The organism is Geodermatophilus sp. SYSU D01119 (assembly GCF_054049975.1).
In genome coordinates this window covers 137,241-147,727 of the sequence record NZ_JBJGYL010000010.1, presented here as the reverse complement: position 1 = coordinate 147,727, position 10,487 = coordinate 137,241, and the positions used below count along the sequence as shown (strand labels likewise).

At 75.5% G+C, this 10,487-nt stretch carries 10 protein-coding genes and 2 tRNA genes; 4 read left to right on the top strand and 8 right to left on the bottom strand.

Features of this window, described 5'->3' with window-relative positions; translation table 11 throughout:
* Positions 1 to 106: 106 nt before the first annotated feature.
* Positions 107 to 802 (top strand): glycosyltransferase, encoded by a 696-nt coding sequence (locus ACI79X_RS10570; RefSeq protein WP_457025348.1) that lies wholly within the window; start codon positions 107 to 109, stop codon positions 800 to 802.
* Here the strand turns inward: ACI79X_RS10570 and ACI79X_RS10565 are convergent.
* From ACI79X_RS10565 to ACI79X_RS10540, 6 genes are all read right to left on the bottom strand, one after another.
* Positions 775 to 1,863: a glycosyltransferase family 4 protein gene (locus tag ACI79X_RS10565; protein WP_457025347.1), complete on the bottom strand. Its 1,089-nt coding sequence runs from the start codon at positions 1,861 to 1,863 to the stop codon at positions 775 to 777. The two genes, ACI79X_RS10570 and ACI79X_RS10565, sit on opposite strands and share 28 nt — an antisense overlap.
* Positions 1,864 to 1,976: 113 nt before the next feature.
* On the bottom strand, positions 1,977 to 2,909 hold the full coding sequence (locus ACI79X_RS10560; RefSeq protein ID WP_457025346.1) for a hypothetical protein: 933 nt from the start codon (positions 2,907 to 2,909) through the stop codon (positions 1,977 to 1,979).
* A gap of 109 nt (positions 2,910 to 3,018) precedes the next feature.
* Positions 3,019 to 4,059 carry a PHP domain-containing protein gene (locus ACI79X_RS10555; RefSeq protein WP_457025353.1) on the bottom strand — a complete coding sequence of 347 codons (1,041 nt, stop codon included), beginning with the start codon at positions 4,057 to 4,059 and terminating at the stop codon, positions 3,019 to 3,021.
* 8 nt (positions 4,060 to 4,067) lie between these two features.
* Entirely contained in the window at positions 4,068 to 4,613 is a 546-nt protein-coding gene (locus tag ACI79X_RS10550) for a DoxX family protein (RefSeq protein ID WP_457025345.1), read from the bottom strand.
* Positions 4,614 to 4,722: 109 nt separating this feature from the next.
* A complete protein-coding gene (locus ACI79X_RS10545) occupies positions 4,723 to 5,997 on the bottom strand; it encodes a phosphatase PAP2 family protein (protein WP_457025344.1) in 1,275 nt (424 codons plus the stop codon).
* 56 nt (positions 5,998 to 6,053) lie between these two features.
* Entirely contained in the window at positions 6,054 to 6,581 is a 528-nt protein-coding gene (locus ACI79X_RS10540) for a CGNR zinc finger domain-containing protein (RefSeq protein WP_457025343.1), read from the bottom strand.
* Positions 6,582 to 6,675: 94 nt separating this feature from the next.
* On the opposite strand from ACI79X_RS10540, the gene ACI79X_RS10535 reads away from it, so the two are divergent.
* From ACI79X_RS10535 to ACI79X_RS10525, 3 genes are all read left to right on the top strand, one after another.
* The gene (locus ACI79X_RS10535; RefSeq protein WP_457025342.1) at positions 6,676 to 7,875 is read left to right on the top strand and encodes an MFS transporter; all 1,200 of its coding nucleotides are present in this window, start codon (positions 6,676 to 6,678) and stop codon (positions 7,873 to 7,875) included.
* Between the two features lie 94 nt (positions 7,876 to 7,969).
* A tRNA-Ser gene (locus ACI79X_RS10530) sits at positions 7,970 to 8,058 on the top strand.
* A 22-nt stretch (positions 8,059 to 8,080) separates the two neighbouring features.
* Positions 8,081 to 8,153, top strand: a tRNA-Arg gene (locus tag ACI79X_RS10525).
* Between the two features lie 307 nt (positions 8,154 to 8,460).
* Here ACI79X_RS10525 and ACI79X_RS10520 read toward each other — a convergent pair.
* Both ACI79X_RS10520 and ACI79X_RS10515 read right to left on the bottom strand, forming a co-directional pair.
* A complete protein-coding gene (locus tag ACI79X_RS10520) occupies positions 8,461 to 8,946 on the bottom strand; it encodes a MerR family transcriptional regulator (RefSeq protein ID WP_457025341.1) in 486 nt (161 codons plus the stop codon).
* Entirely contained in the window at positions 8,946 to 10,457 is a 1,512-nt protein-coding gene (locus ACI79X_RS10515) for a SulP family inorganic anion transporter (protein WP_457025340.1), read from the bottom strand. The genes ACI79X_RS10520 and ACI79X_RS10515 overlap by 1 nt, the downstream gene beginning before the upstream one ends.
* Positions 10,458 to 10,487 lie beyond the last annotated feature (30 nt).

The following is a 10,487-nucleotide window of genomic DNA, read 5'->3' as shown; positions in this document are numbered from 1 at the left end:
GGGCGCGCCGCGGCCCACCCCCCCCACCCCCCCCCCCCCCGCGGGGGGCCCCCGCCCCCCCCCCCCCCCCGGCCGCCCCCCCCCCCGGCCGCCGGAGAAGGTCGAGGTGCTGCCCTACGGCATCGACACCGACTACTGGCACCCCGACCGCGCCACCGTCCGCGAGGGGACCCGGCCCTACGTCATGGCGGCCGGGCTGCAGCACCGCGACTACGCCACGCTCGTGCGCGCGGCCGAGGGTCTCGGCGTCGACCTGCTCATCGCGGCGGCGAGCCCGTGGAGCAAGAGCGCGGACTCGATGAGCGGGACACCGCAGCCGGACTGGGTGCGCGTCGAGTCGCCGTCCCTGTCCGAGCTGCGCGACGCCTACGCCGGGGCGCTCGCCGTCGTCGCCCCGGTCGTGGAGACCGACTTCCCGGCCGGCACGACGTCGGTCCTCGAGGCGATGGCCATGGGCAAGCCGGTGGTGGCGGCCCGCTCCGAGGGGGCCGGCGACGTGGTCGCCGACCGGCGCCGGGTGCTGCGGCGCGGCCCGCTACGGGCGACGTCGGCCACCTACGCCGGGCGCTTCGGCTCCCCGGCGGCGCAGGGGCAGACCGGGCTGTACTTCCCGGTCGGCGACGCCGACGAGCTGCACGCCGTCCTGCGCTGGGTCGTCGACCACCCCGAGGAGGCGGCGGCCATCGGCGCCCGCGGGCGGGTCGTGGTCGAAGAGGTCCACCGCGTGCAGGACTACGTCGGCCGCATCGCCGCCGCGGTCCGCAGCGGGATGGCTCAGGGCGCCGAGGCGGCCTCGCGGTAGACCTCGCGCATCCGGCCGGCGACCTGCTCGGCCGTGAAGTCGCGGTAGCGCTCGGCGCCCCGGGCGCGCAGCGTCGCGGCCAGCGACGGGTCGGCCAGCACCCCGCCCAGCGCGTCGGCGATCTCGTCGGCCTCCGTGGGGTCGACCAGGCGGGCGGCGCCCCCGGCGACCTCGCGCATCGGGTCGCGGTCGGAGGTGACGACCGGCGCGCCGAACACGAAGCCCTCGATGATCGGCAGGCCGAAGCCCTCCTCGAGGCTGGTGGCCAGCACGCACGCGCTGTCGGCGTAGAGCGCGGCGAGCTCGGCGTCGGTCTGGCGCGGGAGGAACGTGATGCCCTCGTCGGGGTCGACGTCCCAGACCGCGGCGCCGTCGGGCACGCCGATGATCTTCAGGTCGACGTCGGGGTGCTCCTTCCGGACCTGCCGGAAGGCCTCGATCACCCGGCCGGTGTTGCGGTGCGCGGCGGTGCCGCCGCGGTGCAGCACGTAGCGCCGGCCGGGGTCCCCGGCGGGGCGGTCGGGGAGGGCGGCGGCGAACCCGTCGACGGTGTTGTAGACGACGGAGGAGGACACCCCCCGCTCGTCGAGCAGCCGCGCGGTGGTCTCGCTGACGCTCACCAGCGCCTCCGAGCGCACCGTGGCGAACTTGAACGCCCAGCGCGCGTACCCGAAGGCGACCCGTTCCTTCGGCGAGAGGCCCGCCGCCGCGTCCGGCTCGAGGAAGACCAGGTCGTGCACCGTGGTGACGACCGGCAGGCCGCGGGAGTGCAGCGCCCGGGTGTTGTACGGGAAGTGGATGACGTCGCAGCCCAGCCGCCGGGCGAGCGCCGGGATCGCGACCTGCTCCCAGACGATGAGGTTGCGGGGCGGCAGGCGGTGCAGGGTCACGTGCTCCGGCGTGCCCTCCGGCACCCAGGCGGTGTCCTCGGGGACCGCCACGGAGACGTCGACGTCGGGGGCGTGGAGGGACAGCGCCCGGACCAGCTCACCGGCGAAGCGGCCGAAGCCGTAGGGCTTGCCCAGGAAGAAGCCGTCGACGAGGACGTGGGGACGCGTCACCTCCCTCCAACCGCTCGACGCCCGTGAGGGTTCCCGGGATGCCGGACGGGAGGTGGTCATGTGCCCGGATCATGCCAGGGGGCAACGGCGGGTTGCCACACCCTCCGGCGCGGTCAGGCGGGGACGTCGGCGGGCTGTCCTCCCCACAGCCGGGCACCGCGGGCCACCTCGGCCCAGTCGGTGCCGGAGGCCACGTAGCCGGTCTCGACGTGCGTCGCGAGGTTGGGCGAGGGCCCGACGAGCAGCCGGCGGTTGCCCGCGCGCCGGTGCGAGCGGAGGTTGGTCGCCAGCATGAACGGGGCCATGAACGCCTCGCGCAGCCTCTCCTTCGGCGTGCCGGGCGCCCCGCCGACGAGGTCGCGGGCCAGCCGGCGGTAGGAGTACGGCTCGAAGCCCTGGTAGACGAGGCAGGTGTCGTGGTCGCGGAACATGTTCCGGTGCGGCACCGTGCACCAGCGGAAGATGCCGCGGTCGGCGCGCAGCGACCCGATGCGGGCGCCGAAGGTGGCGGTGGTGCTGTAGAAGCGGATCCACTCGTGGCCGCCCACCCGCCACGGGGGGAGGCTGGTCCAGGTGCGCGGGTGGTGCAGCGACGGGTCGGGCTGGGTGTGCGGCGCGTCGGGGCTGCTGCCGTACAGGCCCAGGTAGTCGGCCTCCGGGAGCTCCGCGGCGGCCTGCTCGAGCGCGGCGAACGCCTCGGGCCGGTACAGGAAGTCGTCCTCGCTGAACCAGACGACGTCGGTGTCGGGCCAGCGCCCGTCGAGGGCCAGGTCGAGCGCCGCGGCGTAGGACTCGTGCACGCCGACCCCGGGCAGTTCCACGATCGTGCCGTGCGCGCGCATCACCGCGACGCGGTCCTCGGCGATCGGGCCGTTGTTGACGAAGACGATCTCGACGTCCCCGGTGACCTGCTCCGCGGCCCGCAGGAACGACCAGAGGCAGGCCTTCTTGTCGAAGTACTCCGGCCGGCCCTTCCGGTTGTCGCCGCCGTAGGAGCGGTAGATCAGACGCAGCGCCACCCTGCCCAGCACTCCCTCGGTACCCATGTCCGTTGCGCCTCGCAACGGAACGGCAGCGCTCGTTCTACACCGGAAACGGGCCGTAGCCGCAACCCCTGTTTCGCCGCTGTGACCGAACGGGTGGCTGCGGGGGTGGTCAGGAGGCCGTCCACTCCAGCAGCTCGTCGGCGGCCCAGGTGTTGACCACCCGGTCGGGGTCGACGCCGGTCTCCACCGCCCGCTCGCAGCCGTTGCCCTGCCAGTCGAGCTGGCCGGGGGCGTGCGCGTCGGTGTCGATCGCGAACTCGCAGCCGAGCTCGACGGCGAGCGAGAGCAGCCGCAGCGGCGGGTCGAGCCGTTCGGGGCGGGAGTTGATCTCGACGGCGGTGCCGTGCTCGACGCAGGCGGAGAACACCGCCTCGGCGTCGAAGGCGCTCTCCGGCCGCGGGCGCTGGCGCCGTCCCTCCCGTTGCTCCCGGGGGATCAGCAGCCGGCCGGTGCAGTGGCCGAGGACGTCGGTGTGCGGGTTGGCGACGGCGGCCAGCATCCGCTCGGTCATCGCGGCGGACTCGGCGCGCAGGTCGGAGTGGACGCTCGCGACGACGACGTCGAGGCGGCCGAGCAGCTCGTCGGTCTGGTCGAGGCCGCCGTCGAGGTGGATGTCGCACTCGATGCCGGTGAGGATCCGGAACGGCGCGAGCTCCTCGTTGAGCGCGGCGACGACGTCGAGCTGGCGCTCGAGGCGCTCCGCCGTCAGCCCGTTGGCCACCGTCAGCCGGGGCGAGTGGTCGGTGAGCGCCATGTACTCGTGGCCCAGCGCGATCGCGGCCTCGGCCATCTCCCGGATGGGGCTGCCGCCGTCGGACCAGTCGGAGTGGGTGTGCAGGTCGCCCCGCAGGGCGGCGCGGAACTCCGCGACGTCGTCGGCGAGCGGGACCAGCTCGGCGTACGCCTCCTCGAGGCGGGCGAGGTACTCGGGCACCTCGCCGGCGTGCGCCTGCACGATCGCGGCGCCGGTCTTCGGGCCGATGCCGCGCAGGTCGGTCAGCGTCCGGGTGGCTATCCGCCGCTCGAGCTCGCCCTCGGGCAGCGCGTCGACGACGGCGGCGGCGGTGCGGAAGGCCGCCACCCGGTGCGTGGGCTCGCGGGCGCGCTCCAGGAGGAAGGCGATCCTCCGGAGCGCGGCCGCGGGCGTCAGGGGCGTGCTCAGCTGGCCTTCTTCAGCTGCTTCTGGGCCTTCTTCTCGGCCTTGGCGGCGCGCTTCTGCGCCTGCTCGAGGCTCTTCTCGGTGGCCGCGCCGGCGCGCTTGGCGGCGCGCTTGGCGCGGTAGCCCACCGACGGGCGGCCCTCGGTGTCGACGGCGGCGATGAGCAGGCCGCCGAGGAGCCCGGCGTTCTTGAGGAAGTTCGACAGCTGACCGAAGCGCTCCTCCGGGTCCTCGTGCTCCCAGAAGCGGTGCCCGGCGAGCGTGGTGGGCACGATGCTCCCGGCCAGCGCGAGGGCGCTCAGGCGGGGGAGCTTGCCGAGCGCGAACAGCGCGCCCGCGCCCACCTTGATGCCGGCGTCGATCCTCACCCACTGCTCGACGTCGCGCGGGACCTGGACCGGCAGCTGCTGGTCGGCCGTCCTGGTGATCGAGTCGACGACCGGCTGCGCGCCCGGGACCCGCGTCTGCGGGTTCCGGAGGGTGTCGACGCCGCCGTAGACGAACGATGCGGCGAGCAGGGGCCGGGCGATCCGGCGGACCAACATGGGGACCTCTTCCGTCGATGGACTGGCTGTGTGTCCCCCCATGCCCGTGCGGCGCGGCGGGACACCCCGCTCCGGAACCTAGTGACCGGCGTCCCGTCCCGCTCGCCGGTCAGCGCGGGCGGTAGACCACCAGCTCCGGGCGGGCCCGGAAGACGAGCGACGTCGCCGCGCCGCGGGCGCCGCCGTCGAGGAGCACCGGCCGCGGGCCCGACCACAGGTGCACCCGCACCTCCCGGCCGGCGGGGACGGGCCGGCCGCCGGGCGCGAGGACCGCGCGGAGGCGGGCGAACGGCACGTCGGCGCGCACGCACCGGACCTCGAGCGGGCCGCCCGCCGTCCCCGGGGCGACGGTCAGGGACCAGACCTCCGCCGGCCGGCCGTCGACCACCACGCCCACCGGCGCCGCGTCCCGGAGCGCCCGCGCCGCCGCCGGCGCGCCGGTCGGGAGGCGCAGGCCGACGACCGCGGGCCCGGTGAACGGCGCGCCGTCGACCTCCGCGACGTCGACGGCCTCCGCCTGTCCCACCGCGACGGCCGCCGCGGCCTCCTCCGGCGTCCCGGCGCCCAGGGGTCCCGTGCCGCCCACGACGGCCAGTGGCAGCCCCGACTCCCACGCGACGCCGGCGGCCGCCGCGACGGCGTCCTGGTCACCGGCCACGCCCAGCGCCCGGGCCCGGCCGCTCCGGACGGCGTCGCGGAGCAGGTCGGCTCCCGCCCCGCCGGGCCCGCAGGGGAGCACCTCGGCGTCGGGGAGCACGCGCCGGACCTCCGCCGCGGCAGCGGGGGCGGCCGCGACCACCAGGCCGGCCCCGCCGGGCAGCGCGGGCGCCGGGCGCCGCCGGTCCGGCTCCGCCGGCCGCGCCGGCCGGAGCCGCCGCGCGGCCAGCGCGACGCCGGCGCCGATCGCCAGGCCGGAGACGACGTCGCCCGGGTAGTGGACGCCCACGTGCACCCGCGAGTACCCGACGGCGAGGGCCAGCGGGCCGAGCGCGGCGCCGGCCAGCGGGCTCTCCAGCGCGACCCCGGTGGCGAAGGCGCCCGCGGAGGCGGAGTGGCCGCTCGGGAAGGAGAAGGTGTGCGGCGCCCGGGGCAGCGCGCGCCCGGCCGCCAGGTTGGCCATGTCCGGCCGCACCCGGCCGAAGACCCGCTTGAGGACGGTGTTGACCACGGTGCTGGCCACCGTCAGGGAGCCGAGGCCGCGGAGCGCGCCCCGGCGGGAGGGGCCGCGGCGCGCGGCCAGCAGGAGCGCGACGGCGAACCACAGCTTCCCGTGGTCGGCGGTGCGGGTGAGCCGGCGCAGCCACCGGTCGGCCGGGGACTCCGGCAGCGCCCCGACGGCGGCGTGCAGCCGGGCGTCCCAGTACCGCAGCCGCAGCGGGGTCACCCGGCGACGCTAGCGCTCAGGCCCCCCGGCGGGCGCTCAGGCCTCCCGGCGGGCGCTCAGGCCTTCCGGCGGGCGCGGTAGGCCGCGACGGTGGAGCGGCTGGCGCAGGTGTTGGAGCAGTAGCGCCGGCTGGCGTTGCGGGAGGTGTCGACGTAGACGTCGTCGCAGCCCTCGGCCGAGCAGACGCCCAGCCGCTGCCACCCGTGCTGCACGACCACCTGGGACAGGCCCATGGCGACCGTCGTCGTCAGCTGCTCGAGCGCCGGGGCGTCGGGGCGGGCGTAGTGCAGGTGCAGGTCGCCGTCGTGGTCGGTGGCGTAGGGGTGCGGCCGGGCGAGCGCGAGCAGCTCGTTGAGCCGCTCGAGGACCTCCGGCTGCGACTCCGCCAGGGCGACGGCGCGGACGAGGTCGGCGGTGGCCGCGGCGCGCCGGGTCTCGGCGGGGGAGAGGTCGAGCACGGTCTGTGGCGTGAACCACTCGTCGTGGGCGCGCAGGAACGCCGGGGCCCACTCGCCGTCGCGCTCGACGTTGGCCAGGTGGATGGCCAGCTCCACGGCGTTCGACCCGTAGGTGTCGTAGTCCATGTGGCTCCCTACCGCCCTGCTACTGTCGTAGGCGGTCAACGCGACTTGACCGCCTACTGTTCCGGATTCCGCGTGTACTGAAGTGAGCTCTGCCGTGCGTTCGTACCTGTCCGTCTGGCGCCTGCCGTCGGCCCCCGTCCTGCTGCTCGCCGGCTTCGCCGGCCGGTTGCCCTCGGCGATGGTCCCGCTGGCGCTGCTGCTCATGGTGCAGCAGCAGACGGGGTCCTACGCCGTCGCCGGCCTCGCGTCGGCCACCTACGGCCTCGCGATGGCCGCGATGGCGCCCGTCCTCGGCCGGCTGGCCGACCGCCGCACCCCGCGGCCGGTCCTGCTGGCCCAGGCCGCCGTGTACCCGCTGCTGCTGGCGCTGCTCGTCGCCGTCGTCCTCGGCGGCGCGCCCACGCCGGCCGTCGTCGCCGCCTCGGCCGCCGCCGGCGCCGCGACGCCGCTGGTCTCGGGCACGGTCCGGGCGCTGTGGTCGCGGGTCGACCCCGCCGTCCGCGGCACCGCGTACGCCCTCGACGCGACCGCCACCGAGCTGGTCTTCGTCGCCGGCCCCACCATCGTGGCCGCGCTGGCCGTGCTGGCCAGCCCCGCGTGGGCGCTGGCCGTCGCCGGCACCCTCGCCGTCTGCGGCGCGCTCGCCATCGCGACGTCGGGGGCCATGCGCCGCTGGGTGCCCGTGCCGTCCGCCGAGCGCACCAGCCCCTTCGCCACCGTGCTCGCGCCCGGCATGCCGCGGGTGCTGCTCAGCGGCTCGGCGCTGATGCTCGGCTTCGGGGCGCTCGAGGTGGCCATCCCCGCCTTCGCCGACGAGTCCGGTTCCCCGGGCCTGTCCGGCCTGCTGCTGGCCCTGTGGTCGCTCGGCTCGGTGGCCGGCGGCCTGTGGTTCGGCGCCCGCGTGGTCAGCGCCTCGCTCCCGCGCCAGTACCGGTGGCTGCTGCTCGGCGTGACGATCGGCCTCGCGCCGCTCGTCGCGGCCTCCAGCCCCTGGGTGCTCGGGGCCCTGCTGTTCCTCGGCGGCACGGCCATCGCGCCGACGCTCACCGTGCAGAGCTCGCTGGTGGGCTCGCTGGCCCCGGCGCACGCCACCACGGAGGCGTTCACCTGGCTGTCGACCATGGCCACCGGCGCCTCGGCGCTGGGCGCGGCCCTCGGCGGCGCGCTCATCGACGGCTCGGGCGTCACCGGGAGCCTGCTCCTGGCCGTCGCGGGCGCCGCGGCCGCCGTCGTCGTCACGCTGGTCCCCGGCCGCGCCGCTCCCGCCCGGCCGCGGGAGCGGGTGGCCGCCTGACCTGCGCTCCCGGCCCGGGGACCCCCGGGCTGGGAGCGGCTCGGGGGCGCTGGTAGTCTCTTCTCTCGGTGGTACCGGGGGAACTCGGACCCCGGGAGGCTTCGCCTAGTCCGGTCTATGGCGCCGCACTGCTAATGCGGTTTGGGTTAATCCCCATCCCGGGTTCAAATCCCGGAGCCTCCGCGCACGACAACTGAACACCCACGCACCCGTAGCTCAACGGATAGAGCATCTGACTACGGATCAGAAGGTTAGGGGTTCGAATCCCTTCGGGTGCACGTCTGGTTGAGACACCGAACTGCGCGCTTCCTCGACGGAGGAGGCGCGCAGTTCGTCGTGTGGGCCCCGTGACCCCGGCGCGGGGCCCGACCGCCGGGCGCCCCGTGCGGTGCGCGTCACGCCCCGTCCCGGGCCCGTCGCGGTGGTGTCCGGGAGCGAGGGACGCGCGCCGCCGTGACGGAGGGCGCCGGCCGGCGCTGCGGTGTCGAGCGGTGTCCCTCCGTGCCGCACGGCACCGGTGACGCCCTCACGTCCGTTCCCCGGACCGGCGCGTACGGGGCCGCTGACGACGTGCTGCCGGAGGGGTCAGCGGGAGCGCTGGAGGTGGTCGGCGAGGGTGGCGGCGAACTCCTCGGCCACGGCGAGTTGCCCACGGAGGGCGGCGACCCGGGTGGTGGCGGCGGCGTGGAACATCTGCAACCGGTCGAGCAGGAGGCCCCTGTCGTCGTCGGCCCGCGCCCCGAGGTCCGCCAGCAGGCTCAGCAGTTGCCGCATCTCCTCGAGACTGAAGCCGAGTGGCTTCATGCGCTTGACGACCTCGAGCCGGGTGACGTCGGCGTCGCTGTACAGCCGGAAGCCGCCGCCGGACCGGGCGGTGGGGACGACCAGGCCGTTCTCCTCGTAGAAGCGGATGGTCCGCAGGCTCAGTCCCGTCCGCTCGGCGACCTGACCGATCTGGAGCAGTCCCCCGCGCGGGTGTGCATCGGCCGCCCCGTCGGGTGCGACCACGGACCCGCCCGCCGCGTCCTCGCGCGCTGCGGCCACGGTCGCCGGCCGGTCGCCGTGGGTCATCAGTGCGCTCCCGTCAGCTGGCCGGTGTGGCGCTCGAACCGGTCGGCGGAGTGCCCGCTCAGCCCGACGATCTCCACGGCCTTGCCGCGGGCGGCGTACTTGTGCGTGACCGCGTCGAGGGTGGCCACGGTGGAGGCGTCCCACACCGATGCCGCCGACAGGTCGATCACCACCCGCGCAGGGTCCCCGGCGTAGTCGAACTGGGTGTACAGGTCGTTGCTGGAGGCGAAGAACAGCGCGCCGCGCACCGAGTAGACGCGGGTGCCCGATCCGTCCGTGGCGCTGGTGACCTCGGCCAGGTGTGCGACGCGGCGGGCGAAGAGCACGCAGGCGACGAGGACGCCGGCGCCGACGCCGACGGCCAGGTTGTGGGTCAGGAGCGTGCCGGCGACGGTGGTGAGCATCACCGCGGTCTCGCTGCGGGGCATGCGGTGCAGGGTGCGCAGGCTGTGCCAGTCGAAGGTGGCGATCGACACGAAGACCATCACCGCGACGAGTGCGGCCATGGGGATGACGGCGACCAGGTCACCGAGGGCGACGACGAGGACGAGCAGGAGCGTGCCGGCGAGGAAGGTCGACAGCCGGGTGCGGGCGCCGGACTTCACGTTGATCATCGTCTGGCCGATCATCGCGCAGCCGCCCATGCCCCCGGAGAAGCCCGAGGCGATGTTGGCGACGCCCTGCCCCCAGGACTCGCGGGTCTTGTCGGAGTGCGTGTCGGTGAGGTCGTCGACGAGCTTGGCGGTCATCAGCGACTCCATCAGCCCGACGAAGGCGATGCCCAGCGCGTAGGGCGCGACGATCGACAGCGTCTCGAGGCTGAGCGGGACGTCCGGGAGGGCGAGGAACGGCAGGCTGTCGGGCAGTTCGCCCTGGTCGCCCACGGTCGGGAGGGCGAAGCCGGCGGCCACGGTCAGTCCGGTGAGCACGACGATCGACACCAGTGGCGCGGGGACGGCGGTGGTCAGTCGCGGCAGGGCGAAGATGATCACCAGGCCTGCGGCGACGAGCGGGTGGACCAGCCAGGGCACGTCGACCAGGTGGGGCAGTTGTGCGGTGAAGATGAGGATCGCCAGCGCGTTGACGAAGCCGACCATGACGCTGCGCGGGACGAACCGCATCAGCCGGGCGACCCCGCCGGCCGCGAGCAGGACCTGGAACACCCCGCCCAGGACGACCGCGGCCAGGAGGTACGGCAGGCCGTGGTCGCGGGCGAGTGGCGCCACGACCAGTGCGATGGCCCCGGTGGCGGCGGTGATCATCGCCGGGCGACCACCGGTGAAGGCGATCACCACGGCCATCACGAAGGAGGAGAACAGTCCGACCCGGGGGTCCACCCCGGCGAGGATGGAGAAGCTGATCGCCTCGGGGATGAGGGCGAGGGCCACGACCAGTCCGGCCAGCACCTCGGTGCGGGCGACCGCCGGGGACAGCCAGGCGGGGCGCGCCGGGGACAGCCAGGCGGGGCGCGCCGGGCGCCGCAGGGCCGCCGTGGACGGAGCAGGGGACATGTCACCGTTCCTGTCGGGCGCCCACGGGCG